The organism is Haloferax denitrificans ATCC 35960 (assembly GCF_000337795.1).
GTDB lineage: Archaea > Halobacteriota > Halobacteria > Halobacteriales > Haloferacaceae > Haloferax > Haloferax denitrificans.
Map to the genome: position 1 here is coordinate 235007 of NZ_AOLP01000011.1, position 21391 is coordinate 256397.

At 67.8% G+C, this 21391-nt stretch carries 21 protein-coding genes and 1 pseudogene; 15 read left to right on the top strand and 7 right to left on the bottom strand.

Annotation, left to right across the window (positions count from 1 at the left end):
* The first annotated feature begins 24 nt into the window (after positions 1-24).
* The gene (locus tag C438_RS11065; protein ID WP_004969474.1) at positions 25-396 is read left to right on the top strand and encodes a tautomerase family protein; all 372 of its coding nucleotides are present in this window, start codon (positions 25-27) and stop codon (positions 394-396) included.
* On the opposite strand, the gene C438_RS11070 is transcribed toward C438_RS11065, so the two are convergent.
* Positions 357-2303: a sensor histidine kinase gene (locus C438_RS11070; protein ID WP_004969475.1), complete on the bottom strand. Its 1947-nt coding sequence runs from the start codon at positions 2301-2303 to the stop codon at positions 357-359. The two genes, C438_RS11065 and C438_RS11070, sit on opposite strands and share 40 nt — an antisense overlap.
* A 238-nt stretch (positions 2304-2541) precedes the next feature.
* Between C438_RS11070 and C438_RS11075 the strand changes: the two genes are divergently transcribed.
* Positions 2542-3786: a divalent metal cation transporter gene (locus C438_RS11075; RefSeq protein WP_004969477.1), complete on the top strand. Its 1245-nt coding sequence runs from the start codon at positions 2542-2544 to the stop codon at positions 3784-3786.
* 18 nt (positions 3787-3804) lie between these two features.
* On the opposite strand, the gene C438_RS11080 is transcribed toward C438_RS11075, so the two are convergent.
* A complete protein-coding gene (locus tag C438_RS11080; protein ID WP_004969478.1) occupies positions 3805-4491 on the bottom strand; it encodes a plastocyanin/azurin family copper-binding protein in 687 nt (228 codons plus the stop codon).
* A gap of 269 nt (positions 4492-4760) precedes the next feature.
* On the opposite strand from C438_RS11080, the gene C438_RS11085 reads away from it, so the two are divergent.
* The 10 genes and pseudogenes from C438_RS11085 to C438_RS11130 all read left to right on the top strand — a co-directional run bounded on the left by C438_RS11085 (position 4761) and on the right by C438_RS11130 (position 13892).
* Positions 4761-5360: a hypothetical protein gene (locus C438_RS11085; RefSeq protein WP_004969479.1), complete on the top strand. Its 600-nt coding sequence runs from the start codon at positions 4761-4763 to the stop codon at positions 5358-5360.
* 14 nt (positions 5361-5374) lie between these two features.
* The gene (locus C438_RS11090; RefSeq protein ID WP_004969480.1) at positions 5375-6028 is read left to right on the top strand and encodes a QcrA and Rieske domain-containing protein; all 654 of its coding nucleotides are present in this window, start codon (positions 5375-5377) and stop codon (positions 6026-6028) included.
* Position 6029: 1 nt separating this feature from the next.
* On the top strand, positions 6030-7463 hold the full coding sequence (locus C438_RS11095) for a cytochrome b (RefSeq protein ID WP_004969481.1): 1434 nt from the start codon (positions 6030-6032) through the stop codon (positions 7461-7463).
* Between the two features lie 37 nt (positions 7464-7500).
* Positions 7501-7983, top strand: coding sequence for a hypothetical protein (locus C438_RS11100; RefSeq protein WP_004969482.1), 483 nt, complete (start codon positions 7501-7503; stop codon positions 7981-7983).
* 81 nt (positions 7984-8064) lie between these two features.
* Positions 8065-9744: a lipopolysaccharide biosynthesis protein gene (locus C438_RS11105; RefSeq protein WP_004969483.1), complete on the top strand. Its 1680-nt coding sequence runs from the start codon at positions 8065-8067 to the stop codon at positions 9742-9744.
* A 406-nt stretch (positions 9745-10150) separates the two neighbouring features.
* Positions 10151-11896 (top strand): PKD domain-containing protein, encoded by a 1746-nt coding sequence (locus tag C438_RS11110; protein ID WP_004969484.1) that lies wholly within the window; start codon positions 10151-10153, stop codon positions 11894-11896.
* A gap of 3 nt (positions 11897-11899) precedes the next feature.
* Positions 11900-12238 (top strand): hypothetical protein, encoded by a 339-nt coding sequence (locus C438_RS11115; RefSeq protein ID WP_049917974.1) that lies wholly within the window; start codon positions 11900-11902, stop codon positions 12236-12238.
* Positions 12235-13128, top strand: a complete 894-nt coding sequence (locus C438_RS11120; RefSeq protein WP_239640673.1) for a hypothetical protein — start codon at positions 12235-12237, stop codon at positions 13126-13128. Before C438_RS11115 ends, C438_RS11120 begins: the two co-directional genes overlap by 4 nt.
* A 57-nt stretch (positions 13129-13185) precedes the next feature.
* Positions 13186-13563, top strand: coding sequence for a hypothetical protein (locus C438_RS11125; RefSeq protein ID WP_004969488.1), 378 nt, complete (start codon positions 13186-13188; stop codon positions 13561-13563).
* Positions 13564-13892 (top strand): annotated as a pseudogene (locus tag C438_RS11130) (hypothetical protein). It abuts the gene before it with no gap.
* 222 nt (positions 13893-14114) lie between these two features.
* Here the strand turns inward: C438_RS11130 and C438_RS11135 are convergent.
* Together C438_RS11135 and C438_RS11140 are read right to left on the bottom strand one after the other, a co-directional pair.
* Positions 14115-14558, bottom strand: a complete 444-nt coding sequence (locus tag C438_RS11135) for a hypothetical protein (protein WP_004969490.1) — start codon at positions 14556-14558, stop codon at positions 14115-14117.
* A gap of 42 nt (positions 14559-14600) precedes the next feature.
* Positions 14601-15986, bottom strand: coding sequence for an NAD(P)/FAD-dependent oxidoreductase (locus tag C438_RS11140; protein ID WP_004969491.1), 1386 nt, complete (start codon positions 15984-15986; stop codon positions 14601-14603).
* A 367-nt stretch (positions 15987-16353) separates the two neighbouring features.
* Here C438_RS11140 and C438_RS11145 point away from each other — a divergent pair, with 367 nt between their 5' ends.
* From C438_RS11145 to C438_RS11155, 3 genes are all read left to right on the top strand, one after another.
* Positions 16354-16581, top strand: coding sequence for a hypothetical protein (locus tag C438_RS11145; RefSeq protein ID WP_004969492.1), 228 nt, complete (start codon positions 16354-16356; stop codon positions 16579-16581).
* Between the two features lie 57 nt (positions 16582-16638).
* Positions 16639-17598: a D-2-hydroxyacid dehydrogenase gene (locus tag C438_RS11150; protein WP_004969493.1), complete on the top strand. Its 960-nt coding sequence runs from the start codon at positions 16639-16641 to the stop codon at positions 17596-17598.
* A gap of 99 nt (positions 17599-17697) precedes the next feature.
* On the top strand, positions 17698-17958 hold the full coding sequence (locus tag C438_RS11155) for a hypothetical protein (protein WP_004969494.1): 261 nt from the start codon (positions 17698-17700) through the stop codon (positions 17956-17958).
* Between the two features lie 42 nt (positions 17959-18000).
* On the opposite strand, the gene ilvD is transcribed toward C438_RS11155, so the two are convergent.
* The 3 genes from ilvD to C438_RS11170 form a co-directional block, all read right to left on the bottom strand.
* Entirely contained in the window at positions 18001-19755 is a 1755-nt protein-coding gene (ilvD, locus tag C438_RS11160; RefSeq protein WP_004969495.1) for a dihydroxy-acid dehydratase, read from the bottom strand.
* A 96-nt stretch (positions 19756-19851) separates the two neighbouring features.
* Positions 19852-20436, bottom strand: a complete 585-nt coding sequence (locus C438_RS11165) for a MogA/MoaB family molybdenum cofactor biosynthesis protein (protein WP_049917976.1) — start codon at positions 20434-20436, stop codon at positions 19852-19854.
* Positions 20437-20535: 99 nt separating this feature from the next.
* Positions 20536-21339 (bottom strand): helix-turn-helix transcriptional regulator, encoded by an 804-nt coding sequence (locus C438_RS11170; protein ID WP_004969498.1) that lies wholly within the window; start codon positions 21337-21339, stop codon positions 20536-20538.
* Positions 21340-21391: the final 52 nt, after the last annotated feature.

The following is a 21391-nucleotide window of genomic DNA, read 5'->3' on the forward strand; positions in this document are numbered from 1 at the left end:
CGGGCGTATCTGCGAGTCACGCAGATGCCGCATCTCCAGTTCGACCTCGACTTCGAGGTCACGGCGCGCGAGGCGGACCGATTCGCCAGCGAGATGGCCGAGTTGTACGCCGAGCGGATGGACGCCGACACCGACTACGCCGCCGTCAGCGTCCGCGAGGTCCGGGCGATTCACCTCGGCCGGGCGACCGGGGACAAGACCGTCGTACTACAGGCCGACATCCGCGCGGGCCGGTCGGCCGAGCGGAAGCGCGACCTCGCCCTCGCGGTCATCGAGGCCGTCGCAGAGCGGTTCGGCGTGCCGGAGTCGAACCAGAAGGTCGTCTTCACCGAACACGAGGGGAGCCAGATGATGGGCTACGACCGCGTCGGCGACGACTGGTCCGAGTCGGCCTGACCGGGGGCGGTCCGGAGTTCGACCGAGAAGACGGAACCGCAGGGGTTGTTGTCCTCGACCCACACGTCGCCGCCGTACTTCTCGACCAGCGACTGCACGAGGTACAGTCCGAGGCCGGTCCCACGGCTCTCCAGTCCCTTTTCGTCCTTGGCGAAAATCGCGTCCTTCCGCTCGTCGGGCACGCCGCGCCCGTCGTCGGCGATTCGGACCACGACGCGGCCGCCTCCCTCGCGCTCCGCGACGGAGACAGAGAGGCTCGGTTCGCGTTTGTCCGTGTGTTGGACGGCGTTCGTCAGGAGGTTCCGGAAGACGGACCCGAGCATGTCGTCGGCGAGCACCGCGACCACCGGCAACTCGGCGTCGACCGTCACGCTCGCGTTGGGTGCCATCTCCCGGAGCGACGCGAGTTCGGCTCTCAGCACGGGAGCCAGCCGGACCGGTTCGATCTCGACGCCCCGCGTGCTCATCATCTCGGCCATGTCTCTGGCCGTCTTCGTCAGTTCGACCGCGTGGTTCGCCCGCTTCCGCACGATTTCGACGTACTCCCGGGCCTCGTCGTCGGAGACGCGCTCGGCGAGCAGTTCCGCGTAGGCGGTCACCAACTGCAGGTCGTTGCGAACGTCGTGGCGGACGACCTGATTCAACACCGCGAGTTCGTCGCGTTGCGTTTCGAGGAGGCGGTTCTGTTCGTGGAGTTCCGCCTCGTACCACTTCCGCGTCGTGATGTCGCGGGCGACGCTCAGGATGGCCGACTCCCCGCGGTAGGTCACGAGGCTCGAACTGATTTCGACGGGGAACTCGCGCCCCGATTTCGTCCGGTGGACCGTCTCGAACACCTGCGTGCCGTCGGTCGGCATCCGGGAGATGAGCCCCGAAATCTCGTCGTCGCTGAGTCCCGCGTCGATGTCGTGCGGCGTCATCGAGAGGAGTTCGTCCCGCGGGTAGCCGAACAGCCCCACCGCGGTCTCGTTCACGGCGAGGATGCGGTCGTCGGTGCCGAGGACCCAGACGGTGTCGTTCATGCCGTCGATGAGCTCTTGGTACTCCTCGCGGGCGCGCTTCAGTTGCCGCTCTCGCTTTCGGTGGTCGGTGATGTCTCGCGAGACGGCGACGACGCCCACGACCTCGCCCGCCACCCGAAACGGCGCGAAGCGGTAGCTCAGCGTCCGCGACTCGCCGTCCGGGGTGACGAGGTCGGCCTCGCCTTCGAGCGAGTCTATCTCGCCGTCGACGAGTCGCTGATACGGGTCGTCCGGGGAGTCCCTTCGAACCGCCTCGACGAGCGGGCTTCGCTCGCCTTCGAGCTCGGCCGGCGTCGTCTGGTAGACGTCGGCGAGATAGCCGCTGACGAGTCGGAACCGACCGTCGCGGTCGTACAGGCACGCGCCCTCTCGTATCTGCTCGAAGACCTCCTCGTAGACGAGCGACGGGTCGAACTCCCCCCGAGCGGGCGGTGCGACCACCCGCTCGACCCGGGCGGCCAGCTCGTCGTACCCCTCGCGGCCTCGTACTTGGACGTAGTCGGTGACGCCGGCGTCGAGGGCGTCGCTCGCCGTCAGTCCCCGCCTCCCGTCGGCGACGACGAAAAACGGCAGGCCGAGCGCGCGTCGCCGAACCGCGGCGAGGAAGTCGAGCGTGTCCATCTCCCCCGCGTCGGTCGACGCGATGACACAGTCGAAGGTGGAGTCGGAGCCGGAACTGGAGTTGGAACCGGAATCCGAGCCGGAGCCGGAACCGGAACCGAAGCCGGCGTCAGCGCCTTCTAGCCGTTCCAGCGCCGCGGTGGCGGTGCGAACCTCCTCGACGTCGACCCGTGCCGCGCGCCGACGGACGGCCTCGGTGACCGCCGCCGCGACGCTCGAATCGGCGACGACGAGGAGCCCAATCGTACCGCCACCATCGTTCATTACCTATGCCACTCACGTCGGTCGGATAAAAGGACCCGTGCCGACTCCCACGGTTCGAGACGATTACTCGGTTGTAACACCCAGTAGCAACACTTTTGTGACGACCGCCGAGACCACGACGCCATGAGCGAACCCAGACTCGACGTATCGGCGGTGGCGGACGGTGACTGGCGTGGGTACCTCTCGGAGATGGGGGCCCTCGTGGGTCGCGGGCGCGGTCGCGGCGGGGCCGGCGACGATGGCGACCGTGCTCACGGCCGGCGCGACGTTCGGTTACGCGATGCTGTGGGTCGTCGTGCTCTCGGCGGTGCTCGGGGCGTCGGCGCAGTACCTCTCGATGCGGCTCGGACTGCTCACGGAGGACGGCATCGTCTCGGTCGTGGAACGCGAGCTGGGCGACGGCTGGGCGTGGGTGCTCGTCGCCGACGCGGTGCTGGCCGCGGGGCTGGCTCAGTTGGTCATCATGCAGGGCCTTGCGAACGTGAGCGCGACGGTAACCGGCGTCGACGCCCGCGTCTGGGGCGTCGCGTGGGCGGTCGTCCTCGCCGCCGGCCTCGCCGGGCGCGGCTACCGGTTCGTCGAACTCCTCGCGAAGGGGCTCGTCGCGGCCGTCGTCGTCGCGTTCCTCGCGTCGCTGGTTTTGGTTCCCATCGACCCGGCGGCCGCGGCCGGCGGGCTCGTCCCGCGACTCCCCGCCGGCGTCGACGGCGCGCTCGTCGCGGCCGGCATCCTCGGCGGTGCGGTCCACATCACGCTCATCACGATGCACTCGTACACGATGCGCGCCCGCGGCTGGACCACCCGCGACTACGGGCTGGCGACGTTCGACGTGGGCGCGTCGATGCTCGTCGCCTTCGGCGTCTACAGCCTCGCCATCTTCCTCGTCGCCGCGGGCGTCCTCCACGGTCCCGAGGTGGCCGCGGGCGACCTCACGGCGGTGGCGGCCGCGCAGGCGCTCGGCCCGATTGCGGGCGCGAACGCGCGGTGGCTGTTCCTCCTCGGCCTCCTCGGCGCGGCCGTCTCCACGCTCGGCGGCAACACCGTCGTCCCGCCGTACCTCGTGGCCGACAAACTCGGCTGGGGGACGGACCTCTCGGACGGTCGCTACCGCGCGCTCCTCGCGGGGGTGGCGCTGTTCTCCGGCGTCGGCGCGTTCCTCGGCGGCGCGTTTTTCCCGCTTCTCGTGTTGGTGCTGGCGTTCGGCCTCGTCGGCACGCCGTTCGCCATCGCCGTCGTGCTCGTCTTGCTCAACGGCGACGCGGTCTCGGAGCCGAACTCGACGCTGGCGAACCTCGGCGGCGTCGTCCTGTTCGCGGTCACGACGGTTCTCGCCGCGAACTTCGTCCGCTCGCGGGCGCTTTCCGACCTCGGCGACCCGCTTTCGGTGTTCGTCGTCGTCTTCGCCGCGGCGATGGGAGCCGCGACGCTCGGCCTGCTCGGCAAGTTCGTCCGCGAGGCGGTCGGGCGACCGACCGCGGCCTGACGGGCGGTCGTCGCGGCCCTACTCGCCGTAGCGGCCCGACGCCCGGTCGTACTTGGAGACCATCGCGACGACGGCGGTCCCGAGTCCGCCCGTCGCGGCCCAGAACTGCCACGGGAGCGACCCCGAAGAGCCGCCGCTCGGGACGTAGGGGTACGACAGCGACCCCGCCTCGACGATGTCCGCCGACCCGGGCATGAGACCGGACCCCGGCTCGTTCGGAATCGCGCCCTCCTCGGCCGGCCCACCGGGTTCGCCGCAGACGACCCGACCGACCATCCCGAGTTGCTTGTGCGGGCTACAGAAGTAGTCGTAGGTCCCCTCGACTTCGAAGGTGTACGAGAAGCTGGTTCCGGCCTCCTCCAAGAGGCCGCTGTCGAAACCGGACGCGTCCGCCGGGATGCGCTGTTCGGCCTGATTCGACTCGGCGTAGGCCGTCGCGGAGTGGCCGCCGCTTTCGAGGACCCACTCGACGGTGTCGCCGGGGGAGACGTGCAGTCCGACGGGGTCGAAATAGTACTCCCCATCTTCTGTCACCATCTGGATAGTATGAGTGGTCGAACCGCCGCCGGACGCGCCGCCACCGGCGTCTGTCTCCCCGTCGGAACCGGCGGTCGAGTTCCCGCTCGACGCCCCGGTAACACCCGTCGACGACCCGAGAACGGCGATTCCACCCGCGATATTTTTCATGAACGTTCGTCTGTTCATAATGGTGTTTGAGTTCGTATTACCGCTGATACCGCCTACTACCTGACCGTTCGTATACTATCTTGTAGTTCTGTTGGTTCTCGAACATCCCGAAACAGAAAGAAAGATAACCGCTCGTCTGAACGCTTACGTGGCATCGTCGCTCCCGCGAATCCGCGGTCGACCCACAGTCGTGGGAGCGTCAATCCGGCAGTAACGATTAGGTAAACCTATTGGTACATTCATGAAATTCGTGGTGAATCCGACCCGACGTTCGGCGGTGAGAACCGATGCGGCGTGAAACCGCAGTCATCCTGCTCCTCATCGCGGTCGTGCTACTCCCGATGTGGTACGTCGCGCTGACGAGCGGGACCGAGGGCGGCGGTATCGGCGTCGGCACCGGCGCAGAGCCGGTCGCCGTCAACACCTCGTCCGACCTCCAGCCCGCGAGCGGCTACCTCCCCGGCCCGGTCGAAGTCGGCGTCAATCAGGCCGGCGTCGTCGCGTGGGTCGCGCTCCTCGGGATGGTCGGCGTGATGGTCGGGACGAAGCGGTTCCTCGACCGCATCAGCCACCTCGGCGACTCCGTCGTCGCCGACGGCGGCCGCGCGACCGTCTCCGTCCCGCCGTACATGGAAACGGAGTCCCGGCGCATCCTCGACTACGTCCCGGCCGTGTCGTCGCGGACCGGACTGCTCGTCGTGGCGCTCCTCTCGTGGGTGGACGTGTCGTTCGCCGCCCTCCTCGCGCTGGAGGGGCTCGGCCCGGCGCGGACGCAGTTCCTCGGCACCTACGCCGGGATGCTGTTCCTCTCGCTCGCGCTGACCGTCCTCGCGTACACGGCGTACTTCGTCCCGAGCATCACCGTCGCAGAGACCAGAGACCACTGACCATTCGCACAGATATGAGCAAACGGACCACCGACACCGACACTGAGGCCGACACCGACACAGACGCTCCGGACATCCCGCAGAGCGACGACGAACTGACGCGGCGAAACATGGCGAAGCTCCTCGCCGGCATCGGCGGCGCGGCCGCCATCGGAAGCTTCGGCGTCGACTACGCCGCCGGCCTCCCCGGCAGTCTCGACACCGGAAGCGAGACGCTCTACGTCGAGGGCACGCGCCTCGTCGACAGGGACGGCAACCCCCTGACCGCCGCCGACGCGCTCTCGACCGACGAGTTCGACAAGATGGACGTCTTCCCGGAGAAGGAAGGCGGCGGCGCGCTCGTCACCAAGCGCGCGACCACGCTCCTGCTTCGCTTCCCCGAAGACGAGTACGAAGCGCCCACGAACATCGAGGGGACGGCCAAGGGCTACGTGGCCTACTCGAAGGTCTGCACCCACGAGGGCTGTCTCGTCGCGGGCGAACAGGGCTCCGAGCTCCGGTGTCCCTGTCACGGAAGTCTCTACGACCCCACGAAGGGCGCGTCCGTGACCGGCGGCCCGGCCTCGCGGGCGCTCCCGCAACTTCCCCTCGGCATCGCCGACGACGAGGACGGGACGCTCCTCCTCGCGACGGGACCGTTCGAGGGACCGATCGGGACGGAGGAGTGAGATGACGGGAACAGCACCGGACGACGGCTCCGGCGACGACCGACCGGACGTTCGGCCGGACGGCGGCGAGGCGGACGCCGACCTGCCGGGGACCGACCTGACGGTTCGAACCCACGAGGCGTACCCGAGAAACGCCCTGTTCGACTGGCTGGACCAGCGGCTCGAACTGGACCACACGCTCCTCGGCAAGGCGTTCCCGGAGGACAAGTACGGCTCGTTCCTCCTCGGCGAAATCGCGCTTTTCACCTTCGTCATCCTCGGCCTGACGGGGACGTTCCTCGGCCTCCTGTACAACCCGGCGGTCAACGCCGTCACCTACGAGGGCAACGCGCTCCAGTACGCCGACACGGAGGTGCCCGCGGCGTTCGCGAGCGTCCTGCACATCACCTACGACACCACCTTCGGGATGTTCGCGCGCATGATGCACCACTGGGCGGCGTACCTCTTCATCGCCGCCATCGCCCTGCACATGTTCCGCGTCTTCTTCACGGGCGCGTACCGCAACCCCCACGAGCCGAACTGGTTCATCGGGAGCACGCTCCTTCTTTTCGCCCTCGTGGAGGGCTTTTTCGGCTACGCGCTCCCCTACGACAACTTCAGCAAGACCGCGACGACAATCGGCTTCCAGATGACCGGCACGATTCCGGTCGTCGGGTCGTTCCTGCAGTCGCTCGTCTTCGGCGGGGCGTTCCCGGCGGGGGCCGACCAGGTCATCCCGCGGATGTTCTTCCTCCACGTCTTTCTCATCCCGGCCGCGCTGGTCGGCGCTATCGCCCTCCACATGGCCGTGTTGATGCGGCAGAAACACACCGAACACGCGCCGAGTTCCCGCGGCGAGGGCCGCCCCGACGACGATGACGACAGCCTCGTCGTCGGAATGCCGCTTTTCCCCCAGCAGTTCCTCGTCTCGACTATCGTCTTCCTCCTGACGGCCGCGACCGTCGCCTTCCTCGCCGGCTTCTTCCCGGTCCAGCGCATCGCCGCCATCGGCCCGGCGACGCCCACGTCGACGCCCTCGCACGTCGGCCCGGACTGGTTCTTCATGTGGGTGTTCGGCTCGCTGAAGATGATGCCCTCGTGGCTCGGCGAGTGGGGCCGGTTCGCCGGCGGCGTCGTCGTCCCCTCGCTCATCATCGGCGTGATGATGGTTTGGCCGCTCCTCGACAACCCCGAACACCCGGTCCACTTCACCGCCGACCCGCTCGACCGACCGCTCCAGACGGCCCTCGGCGTCGCGGCCGTCATGCTCATCATCGTCCTCTCTATCGACGGGATGCGGGCCACCGTCGCCGCCGTGTTGGGCGTCTCCGACGCCGTCCTCTACCCGTGGCTCGTCGCGCTGACCGTGGGGATGCCGCTTTTCGACTTCGCCGTCGTCTACTGGCTCCTCAAACGCCGCAAGCGCCGCAAGAGCCGAACCGGAACCGCCTGCTGACCGCACAGCCCGCAACCCACCGAACCCGACTTCGACTATGAACGTTCCACTCTCGCCCCGCGCGTTCCGCCTCGTCGACGCCGGCTCGAAACTCGTCGGCCTCGTGGCGATAGCCGCCGCGCTCAACGGGGCCGCGGCTCCGCACTCCCTCGCCGTCGGACTCGTCGGCTTCGTCGTCGGTGTCGGGACCGCGTTCCTCTCGCCCCGCGAGGCCCCGTCCGACGACGACCGCGGAGACGACTCCGCCTTCGCCTCCGCGACCGACCCCGACGACGGCCTCCCCCGACGGCCGCTCACGAGTCTCGCAAAGCGCCTGTGGCGCAGTCGGCTGGCCCGGCTGGGCGGCGCGCTCTGGCTCTCGGCGTTCGCCGTCGCGGCCGCCGGCGTCGCCCTTCGAGCCGCCGGCTCGTACCGCCTCGCGGCGACGCTGTTCGGGGCCTCCGGCCCCCTCGGACTGGTCGGCATCCTCGGCATCGTCGCCGGCGGTGGGTGGCTCGCGCTCGCCTCGCGTCGGGACTGATTGCGGCACCGCGCGCGGCGGTGACCCGCGGGCGAATCAGGCGACTTATTTTCGACCTCGACAAGCGACAGAGACGCGACAGTGCCCTCCGACACATCCGACACCGACGTTCTCGACGACCGGAGTGCCGACGCCGCCCCCGACTCCGATGCTGACGCCGTCCCCGACGCTGACGCTGTCCCCGCCCCCGACGCCGCCACCGATGTTGACGCCGATACTGACATCCCCGACGACGAACGCGAGGCGCTGTTGACCATCGGCCACGGCGCGGTCGTCGGCTCGGGCGGACAGTCGCTCCAGCGCGCCCTGACGACGGCGACCGAGTACGTCCTCGCACAGGGGTTCGGTCCGGTCGTCTACGGCGTCTACGCGTTCGCGTGGCGAATCGCCCAACTGCTGTTCCGCCTCGTCAACTTCGGGTCGGTCGGGACGCTCCAGCGGTATCTCTCCGCGTACGACGACGACCCCGCTCGGCAGGGGCGGGTGGTGGGGCTGGCGTATCTGACGACGCTCGTCGTCGGCCTCGGACTCGCCGCCGGGCTGGTGCTCACGAGCGGGTGGCTCAACGACGCGACGGTGTCACATCCCGACTTCCCGCCGACGATACGCCTGTTCGCGGCGCTGGTCGTCCTCGTCGGACTGGTGCGGATTCACGCCGGCGTCCTCAGGGCGGTGCAGTCGGCCCGCGGCGAGGTGCTTTTCAACCGCGTCCTCCGCCCGGCGGTCAAACTGGTCGGTGCCGTGGCCGCGATGGCGCTCGGGTACTCGCTGGTCGGCGTCGCCGCCGCCTTCGTCGTCGGCATGGCCGGACTCGTGGTGCTGGGCGTCCCGATGGTCGTCTCGGCGAGCGGCATCCGCCCGTCCGTCGGCGGCCTGCGCTCCGAGGCCCGGCGGTTCTACAACCACTCGGCCCCCATCGCGCTGAGCAGTCTCGGCAAGGTGTTTCAGAACCGCATCGACGTGATGCTCGTGGGGTTCCTCCTGACCGCGAAGGCGGCGGGCGTCTACAACGTGGTGCTCGTGTTGGTGTCGCTGGCGTGGATTCCGCTCCTCTCGTTTAACATGCTCCTCCCGCCGGTCGCGTCGGGGCTCTACGCCGACGACGAGATGGAGACGCTCAACGCGGTGTACACGGCGGTGACGCGGCTCATCGTCACCTGCGTCGTTCCGATTCTCGCCGTGCTCGCGGTGTACGGGCGGGCGGTTCTCGCCGCGTTCGGCCCGAACTTCACGGCGGGCTACGTCCCGCTCGTCGTCTACCTCGGCGGCGTCTTAGTCGGGAGCGCCGTCGGCGCGACGGGGTGGCTCCTCATGATGACCGACCACCAGTACGCCCGGATGGCGCTCGACTGGCTCTTGGCCGTCCTGAACACGCTCCTCACGTTCGCGTTCGTCCGGGCGTTCGGCCTCGCCGGCGCGGCGCTCGGCACGGCCGTCGCCATCGCCGTCCAGAACTCGGTGCAGGTCGTGCTCCTTCGCCGCTTCGAGGGGCTGTGGCCCTTCGACGCGACGTTTCTCAAGCCCCTCGGCGCGGGCGTCGTCGCCGCCGGCGTCATGCTCCTCGTCCGCGAGACGCTGGCCGGGGCCGGCCCCGGCGGCGTCGTCGCCGTCACCGGCGCGATACTGGGCGCGGTGACGTACGTCGTCGCGCTCGTCGCACTCGGCGTCAACGACCGCGACAGACTCGTGGTGACGGCGCTGGCCGCACGGTACCGTCGGGCGGTACTCGCGGCTCTCGGCGAGCGGCGTCCCGGCACGTGAGGGCCGATAGCGGTTGCGTGGGCGCGCCTTCGGTTTCGTCGCGCTCGCGGGGCGAACTATTCAGCAGGCGCATCGAAGCCTTCTCCACCGAGGCAATGAGTCATAGCCGAACTAAATTCCTATGTTGAATTTAACAAAATAATCAGCCTCAGCGCTCGTAAAGCCGTTTATGTCGTTAGTTGGTGTCTTACAACCAAGAGGTTGAATAGGGCAGAGAGCATAGTTAACAAGACTCATGGTTGGGGGGAGGACGATGTACAAACTGGGGGTGCTCGCTCTGATACTGTTTCTTGCGGTGGGGACTGTCTCGTCTCAAAACGAGGCGACGGGTCCGCGGTTGGAAGCCTCTGCGAGGGTTTCGCAGGGCGTCGTCGAAGCAGGGGACACGGTTCGAATCAGCTTCAGCGTGAGAAACGTCGGAGACTCGGCCGAGTCCACGACGTTTTACCTCCTGTTTCCCGAGTCGAACGGGGGGTTCCCGGATGGATGGGAGATGTCCGACCGGTTCGACGACGGTGGCTCGTGGACCGGACCGGGCGCGTGGTTCCAGAAAGTACACTGGGACTGGTCCGGCTTGGAGGCCGGTGAGTCGGTCGACCCGTGGATGGAGTTTAGGGTTCCATCGAATGCGAGCGGCGTCCACACGATAACGTGGGAACTCGACTACTCGGCTGGCGGCGGGACACAGACCGTCCAAATCGACGTCAGAGAACCCAACACCAAGCCGTCGCCGGAGTTCTCTATCAGTCCACAAAGCCCGAAGGCCACACAGTCGATTACGTTCAACGGGTCCGCGTCATCGGACCGTGTCGGTCGTATCGTCGAATACCACTGGGACCTGAATGACGACTCGGACTTCGAGTCTTCGGGGCCGGTGGTCCGACACTCGTTTGACTCCCCCGGTCGACACACGGTTCATCTCAGAGTCGTTGATGACCGCGGGGCGAGCGCGACCCTCTCTCAGCAAGTCGAGGTACGGGAAAACGAGAACCCGACCGTGACGATGCCGCCTCTCTCTCCGACACGCGAGCGCCAGCGTGTTCGAATCGCTCTCGAAACCGTCGAGGACCCCGACGGTGTCCGGTCGATAGAGTGGGACCTCGACGGTGACGGGGGCGTCGACCGAACAGGTGAAGCGGTGTATTTCAGCTACGACACGCCGGGTACGTACACCGTCTCAGTCACCGCGACGGACGCGTTCGGTGCCACGACGACGAGGAGCCGAGAAATCGTCGTCGTTGCGAACGAACCGCCGACCGCCGAGTTCGAACCGAACGAAACGCGGGCGACGGAACTCGACCCCATACGGTTCGACGCGAGCGCGACGACCGACGACGGCCGCATCGACGCCTATCGGTGGGACCTGAACTCCGACGGCGAGATAGATGCGGAGGGTGAATCGGTCACCCACGCGTTCGAGACGCCCGGGACGGTCACCGTCACGCTTCAGGTGGTCGACGACCTCGGTGAGACGGACTCGGCGCGGCGAGAGATTCGCATCGAACCGAACCCGACGCCCACGCCGCGGTACGACCAGTCCCCGGCGAAGGTCGCGGTCGGGATGACGGTCACGCTGGACGCCTCCTCGTCGACCGACGACGGCTCTATCGAGCGCTACAGCTGGGACCTCGACGGCGATGGCGAGCCTGAGATGACCGGTCGGACGGTGACGACCCGTTTCAACCGCACCGGCAGGTTCCCCATCTCGCTGTCGGTGACCGACGACAAGGGGGCGACGGCGACCCACGAGGGCGCCATCACCGTGCGGAGCCTGCCGCGAGCCGACGCCGAGGTCAGCCGGACCAGCGCGACTGTCGGCGATGAGCTGTTCTTCGACGGGCGGAGTTCGACCCACGAAGACGGCTCTATCGCCGAGTATCACTGGGATTTCGACGGCGACGGCTCGTTCGAAGCGACGGGCGCGACGACCAGACGCTCGTTCGGGGAACCGGGGACGCACGTCGTCCGACTGCAGGTCGTCGGCCCCGAGGGGTTCACCGACGAAGACACGGTGAGCATCTCCGTCGCCCCGAGACCACTGTGTGGACAGAACTGCCGGATTGGACTCGTCACCGCGGTCGCCGTGGTGGCTGGCCTGTTCGTCCTCTGGAGAGTTGTCGAGCACTTCGGGTTCTGGTCTCGGCGAGGGTGAACCGTGCAGTCAGCGTTCCATCGTCTCGTCGCGGCCTCCTCGACGGAGGTCGTCGTGGGGCTGGCCGACAACTGGCTCAACGTCGTCATCGTGGGCGACGTGGTGTTCTTTGTCGGCTGTCTCGGCGCTGTGCTGTGGCTGACCTCCAGTCAGCAGACCTCGGCAGTTGAGACGGCCGTTCTCTTCGTTGCTCTCGGCGTGGCCGGAGCGGTACTCATAATCGAGGTTCCGGTCGTCCGTGAAGCGGTGAGCGCGGTCGCGTTCGTCTTCGCCCTCGCGCTCCCCATCGGAATCGCGGTCAGTACCGTCGACCGGCTGATGAAGAGCGATATCAGGTCATGAGCGGGCTCCGAACCGTCCCCCTGATGGAGACCGCGCCGGCACAGATCGGCTACTTCTTCGACATCTATCCCCGCATCGCGGGACCGGTGATACTCGGGGCGGGTATCGTCGCTCTCATCTGGTGGTACGCGTACGACGTCGAACTCGCGCGCCGCCGGTGGAGACCGGGATACGGACAGCGATTACTCCTGGCGACGCTTCTCGTCACAGGTGGGTTCGTGGCGGGCGTGGGGTTCTTGGCTCGAGGCGAAATCGTCTGGCTCTACGCCGCGCTCGTGTTCGTTATCGGCCGCGTGCTTCAGGGGGCCGTCTTCGTCCAGTTCCTCCGGAAGCTCGGAGTTATCCTGGGGCGCGTCGTCGACGCGGTCTCCGGTGGGGGCGGTGGCGACGGTACCTCAGTCGTCCGTCGCTTCGTCGTGAGCCGGCTCCGACGGTGGGCGTACTTCGGTATCCTCACGCTCGTCGCGTTCGGTAGCGCCGCGGTCGCCTTACTGGGCGGGGTGGTCACCGATGCCCCGGCGTTCGAAACGGTCGCGCTCACGTGGACGGTGTTTCTCGCGATATCGACCCTCGGCACGCTACTGTGGGACCTCCGGTACGCGGCCCCCGACATCCAACGCCTCCCCCTGTTCGGACTCCTCCTCTGTATCGCCGGGACGGAGGTCTACGTCTTTGACCTCCCGCCGCAGGTCCGGTCGTTCGCGGCCCCGTACGTCACCGAGTACGCGCCCGTTGTACAGTTCCTCCAACCGATGGACTGGGTACTGCTCGCCGTCGGTCAGGCGGCACTCCTCGTCGGAGTCGCGTTCTCCACTGCCGTGCTCTTCTTCGGCCCCACGGACTCCGATGACGAACGGGAGACCGACGTGGCCCGTCCGGACGCGAAGTAGACTACACGTCACTGGTACAACAGTACACAAATTACATCAGCACACTAATTTCAGAACATGCCTGTGAGTATCGACGACTTCGAGTCGGGAAACCTCCCACAGGGACCATCGGTCCCCGAGCAGGTGGTTACGTATCTGTACGCGCACCGCGACCAGGCGTTCACCCGGTCTGAGATTGCCAGTGCCATCGACGAGAACCCAAACGCAGTCGGAACCGCCCTCTCGCGGCTGAAGGCACGTAATCTGGTTCGGCACCGGGGAGAGTACTGGGCAATCACCCCCGACGAAAGCCGCCTCGCTGACGCATACGACCTCCACGTCGCAAGTGAGCGATTGGACGCGAACGATGGCGGCATCGACGCCGACGAGTGGGACTCGACGGCCCCGGATACCCCGCATCCGAGTGAACGGGACGTGAGTGAGGACGAGTCATAGATGCAACCGGAGCGCGGCGACGTCGCACGGAGTTCGGACCCGTTCAAACTCGGGACTGGTAGACAGCGTCCGTGGCTAATCGTCAACAACGAGACGCACCCCTTCGACGGCGAACAGTACATCGCAGTCGCCATCTCGACGAAAGCGTACGACGACTCGCTTGCGCTCTCAGCCGACGTCTGGGAGACTGGCGGTGCCCTCGGGCATCGTACGTCTCCCCATGGGCTGTACACTCTCCACGAAGTGAGGATTTCGTCGCCTGGCAAGGCCGCGTGACGGATGCGTTCGTCGAACAGGTCGTAGCCAAACTGGAGACGTATCTCCGCTGAGGTAGGATGTCGCCCAGAACACTAACGGCCGGTCTCATCCCGAGGCGGCGTGCCGCGTCGACCGGGAAACCCTCGTGCCGGGCGGTCCGTCTTTCGGGCGCGGACGTTCCGAAGTACGCCGGCGTCAGCCGGCCAGTAGGTATTGCGCACCCGGGTTCGCCGTGCTGTCATCGCTCCCGAAGCGGGAACACTCGGCCGGGGACTTGAGGTACGCACTCGCCTCTAGCGCGCCGGGGGTGAAACGAGTTCCGACCGGCGGGCGTCGTCGCCGGCGAAGAAGACGGCCCGAAGCCGGACGACCTGCCCGTCGACGCGGACGTAGTAGCGGCGGTCTTCCGACTTGTCGACCGACGGGAGCGCGTCGAGGTCCTCGCGGAGGGCGTCGTAGTCGCTCAGACAGTCCGAGATGCTCGACTCGCGGGGGTGACCCTCGGCGGCCGCCTCGACCACCTTCAGCACCCACGGGCTGTTCGCGACCCGCGGGTCGGCGACGTCGACGACGGTCGCCCCGTCGGGGGCCGACCCGACCAGTTCCCCCCGGAGCATGATTTCGGCCGACGAACAGCCTCGAAGCGACGAACAGCCCGCGAGCCCGCCGGTCAGCCCGACGCCGACGGCGGCGGCTCCGCGGCGGAGCAGTTGGCGGCGAGAGGGGCGACCGGCCATCGACTGACAGAGATTCGGAGAAACCGATAAGTCTTCCGTCGGCTACAGCGCGTACTCGTCTTCGCGCAGTTGGACGTACTTGCCCTTGCGGTACTTCATTTTCGTCCGCTGGTACTGCGTGGCGAGTTTGGCGGCGCTGAACCCCGCGCTGAGCTTCGAGGCGCCGAACGCCTTGTAGCCCTCGTCCTTTTCGAGGAGCTTCCGGGCCGCCTTGAACGTCTTGTCCCACTGGGCGGGGCCGTAGTCGTGGACGATTTCGGCCATGGCGACGTTGCGGAGAATCTCGTCGCCGATGGCGTCCTTCCAGCGCTCGTTGTAGTCGCTCAGGTCGCCCTCGGCGGCGAGTTCGCCGGCGATGGCTCCCGTCCGGACGGCGACGTGGTCGCCACCCTCGTGGAAGGCGGAGGTCGCGCCCATCGCGCCGCCGGTGACGGCGATGCCGGCCGACGCGGGCGAGTCGATGGGTCGCGTCGAGGAGATGGCGTACGTCTCTGTCCCCTTCGTCTTTCCGCGGTCCTCGACGAGCGGGAAGTCCTCGTCGATGTCGTACTCGTCGCCGTACTCCTGTTCGAGGAGGCGGCGGACGTACTCGCGGCCCTGCGGGATGCGCTCGTCGTCCTCGCGGAGGAGCGTGTACGCATCGCGGTCGTCGACCTCGTCGATGTCGAGGCCGATGGGCATCGTGAGGCCGACCCGGCAGACGTTGTTGTCGTTCGGGAAAATCCACGGGTACGCCGTGTGGCCGGGCATGTAGCCCCACCAGAACTTAATCGCGCCGTCGACCTCGTCGAACAGTTCCGGCGGGAACTCGCGGTGTTCCTGATAGGCGATGTGGTTCGCCTCGGTGGACGACAGGCGGTCCGTGATGGGGAACGAAAGCAGGTCGTCGAGCACCTTGTTCGTGACCGTCCGCTGGGGGCCGTCGGCGAGGACGACGAAGTCGGCGCCCACGTCCTCGCCGTTGGCGAGGCGGACGACGTGACGAGGGTCGTCGCCGGTCGCGTCGAGGTCGGTCTCCACGTCGCGGACCGAGGCCTTCACGCGGTACTCCGCGCCGGCGTCTTCGGCGCGACCGCGGAGCCAGTCGTCGAACTTCGCGCGGTGGAAGGTGTAGCCGAACTCGTCGTACGAGGAGTCGATGCCGGTACTGCGGAGCGTCAGCGACTCGTTCGGCCCGATGAACTCCGCGCGGTCGAGGATGTCGAGCACGACGTCGTCGGGGAACTCGTCGGGGTGGATGCCCATGATGTCCACCCAGTAGTCGAGGATACCGGCCGCGTCCGTCGAATCGGGGCCGAGGCCCGGTCGGTCTGCTCGGGGGACGCCCTTTTCGAGGACCAGAGCGGAGGCCCCGGCCGAGGCCGCGGCGTGTGCCGCCGACGTGCCGGCCGGACCGCCGCCGATGATGGCGACATCTACGCGTTCCATACCGCTACAGCACTTCGCTCGGCTATTAAACCCCCTGAAGCGCCGCGGCGTCCGACGGTTTCGAGACCGCGCGTCCGAACGCCGCTCGGGGCGTTTTTCAGCGGCGTGGCGCGACCGCGACACCGGCGCGCCACCGCTCGGAACCCTCCTCGGAGCCGACAGTTCCACGAGCGACGTGACTCCCCGGAGCCGACAGTCTCGCGGCCGACCCGACGCGGGGTGTCTCGCCTAATTCCGTGATTCGATAATCTATATATCGTCAGATTTCGGTTACTGCGGTCGATCTTCTCCGGAAAAACCAACTGAATACAGCAGTTGATAACCGGAGACGGGGGTTTATAGCGGAGACCGCGGTAGCTCCGAGTCAATGACCGCAGACGAGCCGGACGAGCCGAGAGAGCCCGTCGTGTTCCGCGACGAGACGGGCGACCTCGTGTTCGTCGACGGCGGCCCCGCCCCACAGGGCTATGCGCCCGTTGCGTGGAAACTCGGCGAAGACGGCTCTCGGTTCGTCGTCGACTCGACGGTCGATGCAGTCGCCGTCACTCGCACGATTTCGAAACGTCGCCCGCGGCGGCGCGACCCCATCGAGTGAGCGGCCCGCCGCGTTCGAATCGGACAGATTCATCACCGCCTTCGAGAATCATCGAGCATGTCCGACCCAGACATCGCGGTGCTTCGGCAGAAGATACACGGCCTGTCTGCCGAGGCGTACGCCGAAACGCTCCGCGAGCGCCTCCCCGACCGCGAGGTCGCCCTCGCGACGACGCCCGAAGAGGAGCGCGACCTGCTCTCTCGCGTCCAAGTCGCGACCGGCTTCGACGTGAGCGAAGACGACCTCGAAGCCGCCGAGAACCTCGACCTGTTCGCCTGCGTGTTCGCCGGCACGGGCCACCTCCCCATCGAGGCGTTCGAGGCCCGCGACGTGGCGGTCACCAACGCCTCCGGCGTCCACGGCCCGAACATCGCCGAGCAGGTCCTCGGGAGCCTCCTCTACTTCGCCCGCCGCTTCCACGTCGCGGAGCGACAGCAGGAGGCGAACGTCTGGCAGTCGTACCAGACGGTCGAACTGCAGGACTCGACGGTCGCCGTCGTCGGCCTCGGTGCGCTCGGCGAATCCATCGTGGACCGACTCGACCCGTTCGGCGTCGAGACCGTCGGCGTGCGCTACTCGCCGGAGAAGGGCGGCCCGACCGACGAGGTCGTCGGCTTCGACGACGAACAGGGCCTCCACGACGCCTTCGCCCGCGCCGACTACGTCGTCATCGCGTGCCCGCTGACCGACGCCACCCGCGGCCTCGTCGACGCCGACGCGTTCGCGTCGATGGCCCCCGAAACCGTCCTCGTCAACGTCGGCCGCGGCCCGGTCGTCGACACCGACGCGCTCGTCTCCCAACTCCGGAGCAACGGCATCCGCGGGGCGGCACTCGACGTGACCGACCCCGAACCGCTCCCCGCGGACCACCCGCTTTGGGACTTCGAGAACGTCCTCGTCACGCCCCACAACGCCGGCCACACCCCGAAGTACTGGGAGCGCATGGCCGACATCATCGCCGAGAACCTCGACAAACTGGACGCCGGCGACGACGACCTGCGGAACCGCGTGGTCTGAGCCGAGTCGACTCGGCGGGCCTGCGAGTACGGAGTCGGTGACGCCGCGACCGGGCTCCGCACCGAAACTGTCACTTCAGTTGCGACTGTCGGTTGTGGCGTGCAGTTCGCATCGTGGCGGTGGAACCGAATTATCGCCTTCTTCGGCGGCGCTGGACTCCTCGTTTTGGTCCCGTGGTCCGGGCTCTCGCCCCCCTTCTCGGAGTGGACGGTGGACGTGTTGCTGTCCGTCCCGTTCGGCTTATGCGTCTACGGATTCACCGAACAGCCGCGAAAAGTGATTCTGCTGATTCCGGTCGGAACCGCGCTCGGAATCGGGATACTCGCCCTGTACCGGGCGTCCGGATTCGGCCTGTTCTGACGACGGCGTCCGCGTCGGGGGAGCCGCCGCGGCGACTCGTCTCTATTCGTCGCGCGTGAGCGCCGGGTTCGTCACCGCGCCGTTCGCGGCCGAGCCGAAGTCGCGGGCGTACTTCGCCAGCACGCCGGAGGTGTACGCCGGCGGCTTGGGTTCCCAGTCTTCCTTCCGCGCGTCGAGTTCCTCGTCCGTGAGGTCCACGGAGAGTTCGCGGTTCGGGATGTCGACGGTCACCTCGTCGCCGTCTTCGAGGAGGCCGATGGGGCCGCCCTCGGTCGCCTCGGGGGCGACGTGGCCGACCATCGGGCCGCGCGTCGCGCCGGAGAACCGACCGTCGGTGAGAAGCGCCACGTCGTCCTCGTGGCCCTGTCCGACGACGGCCGCGGTGACGCCGAGCATCTCGCGCATGCCGGGGCCGCCGCGCGGTCCCTCGTTGCGGATGGCGATGACGTCGCCCTCCTCGATGTGTCCTTCCTGCACGTAGCGCATCGCGTCCTCCTCGTTCTCGAAGACGCGGGCGGGGCCGGTGTGGTGGAAGGCGTCGTCGCCGGTGACCTTCAGCACCGCGCCGTCGGGCGCGAGGTTGCCGGTGAGAATCTTGATTGCGCCCTCCTCCTGATACGGCTCGTCGACCGTGTAGAGGAAGTCCGCTTCGAGGCCGTCGTCGTCCGGGAGGTCGAGGTGGTCGAGCTCCTCGGCGATGGTGCGGCCGGTGACGGTCATCGCGTCGCCGTGGAACAGGCCGGCCTCGACGAGACGACGGATAACGACCGGGATGCCGCCGATTTCGTGGAGGTCGTTCATGACGCGCGTGCCACCGGGCTGGAGGTTGGCGATTTTCGGCGTGCGACGGGAAATCTCGTCGAACTCCTCGATATCGAGGTCGACGCCGGCCTCGGCGGCCAGCGCGAGCAGGTGGAGCACGGCGTTGGTCGACCCGCCGGTGGCGACCTGCAGGGTGATGGCGTTCTCGAAGGACTCCTTCGTGAGGATGTCGGAGGGGCGGCGGTCGTTTTCCACGCAGTCGAGGACGACCTCGCCGGCGCGGCGGGCGTTCTCGTAGCGCTCGTCGGACTCGGCGGGCGCGGAGGCCGACCCGAGGGGGGCCATCCCGAGCGCCTCGGAGATGGAGGCCATCGTGTTGGCGGTGAACATCCCGCCGCAGGAGCCCGCGCCGGGGCAGGCGTGGCGTTCGAGGTCGTCGAGTTCGTCGGCGCTCATGTCGCCTTCGGCGTAGGTGCCGACGCCCTCGAAGACGTTCTGGACGGTCACCTCGCGGCCCTCGTGCTGGCCGGGCATGATGGAGCCGCCGTAGAGGAAGACGGAGGGAAGGTCGGTTCGGATGGCGGCCATCATCATGCCGGGGAGGTTCTTGTCACAGCCGGCGACGGTGACGAGCGCGTCCATGCGCTCGCCGAAGGAGACGAGTTCGACGGAGTCGGCGATGACCTCGCGGGAGATGAGCGAGGCCTTCATGCCTTCGGTCCCCATCGAGATGGCGTCGGAGATGGTGACGGTCCCGAACTCGATGGGCATCCCGCCCGCGGCGTCGATGCCCTCGATTGCGGCGTCGGCCACGTCGTCGAGGTGGACGTTACACGGGGTGATGTCGGCGGCGGGGTTCGGCACGCCGACCATCGGCGACGAGAAGTCCTCGTCGTCGAAGCCCATGGCGCGGAACATCGCTCGGTGCGGGGCCTTGTCGGGACCCTCCGTGACCTCCGTGCTTCGGAGGCTCGGGTCCTTACCGCTGGAGAACACGTCGTCCGAGTCCTCCTCGCGAGGGGACTGCTGGCTCATACCTCATCGGAGCGCGTGCGCGAACTTAAATGGCCGCGACTGGGCAGACGTTGCAGTCGGATTCGCCCGACGACCCTCGGTTTTTGGGGCGGGTATCTACGCCTCGTCGCGCCGCGCCAGTCCGGTGAGATGCGGCGCTTCCGGGACGATTATCTCCGCGGTGCCGAGCCGGGCGGCGTTCTCGCTCCCCGGCAGACAGAACGTCGGCATCCCGTCGACGACGCCCGCGGTCGCGCGGGTGCCGACGACCTTGGTGCCGATTTCGTCGTACGAGAGCCGCCGGAACAGTTCGCCGAAGCCGGGCAACGTCTTCCCGAACAACTGCGCCGTCGCCTCGACGGTCTGGTCGTCGGGCGTGACGCCCGTCCCGCCGGTCGTGACCGTCACGTCGACGTCGCCGCGGTCGGCCATCCGCGCGACCGCGGTCTGAATCTCGTCGTAGTCGTCGTCGACGACCCGCCGGACCGACACCGAGTGACCCGCCTCGCGGAACAGTTCGGCTATCGAGTCGCCCGCGGGGTCGTCGTCGATATCGCGGGTGGACGAAACCGTCAGCACCGCCGCTTGGAGGTCGTCGACATCGTGGTGGTGATGGCTGTGGTCGTCGTGGCCGTGGTCGTCGCGGTGATGGCTGTGGTCGTCGCCGCCCCCCTCGCCGTGGTGATGGTCGTGGTCGCTCACGGCCGCGGCTTCGTCGTCCGGCGATAAAATTCCCGCGTCGGCCCGGCGGTCGTCGGTTCGCGGCGGCCGGTCGGACGAGTCGCCGGCGACCGGCGTGGCTCACCCGTCGCCTGGAACGCCGTCGAGCGAGTCGAGCGTCAGGCGTTCCGCGTTCTCGCGGAGGGCTTCGAACTGCTCTGTGGCCCACTCGACGGCGGCTTCGGTGTCGTTGCGGGCGACCCCGCCGACGCCGGTGTCGGTGTAGACGACGATTCCCGCCTCCGATTCCGTCACCCAGAGGCCGAACCGGAACGGGACCTCGCCCCGGTAGAGCGTCACCGACTCGTGTCGGAGCTGGTCGGAGATGACCGCGTGCGAGTCCGGAGAGGCGGCGAGTCGGTCGAACAGCTCGTCGGAGATAATCATCTCGACGACCGTCCCGCCCTCGGTGGCGGTCTCGTAGAAGGGTCGAAGCTGGCCGACGAGCGCGACCGGGGCGACGCCGTAGACTCGCTTTGCGCTCTCGACGCTCGAAAACAGCTCCCGAATCGCGCTGTCCGGGATGTCCGGGGTCGGCGTGTGAACTGCCGCGCCCGTTAGGAACACCGGGTCGAGCGGCGCGTCGGTCGGGAGCATCGAAAGGAGGTCCCGCGCCGCTTGGACGCCGCGGAGCGAGTCGAGGCACTCGTCGTACGCGCCGAGCGCGCACCGGCCGACGCAGGTCAGCCGATACAGGCCGTCGGCGCGCTCGACGAGGCCGGCGTCGAGCAGGTCGCGGACGACGCGGTCGACCGTCGAACGCGAGGTGTCGAGGTCGTCGGCGAGTCCGCGCTTGTCTCGCGGTCGCTCCGCGAGCGCTCGGACGAACGACGACCGCCTCACGAGGAGGCGCGAAAGCTGTGCTGAAGTCTCGTCTCGAATCACGTACCTGATACTCCTTCCAACGAGTCGGACGCCTGTCGACCGCCCCTGTACG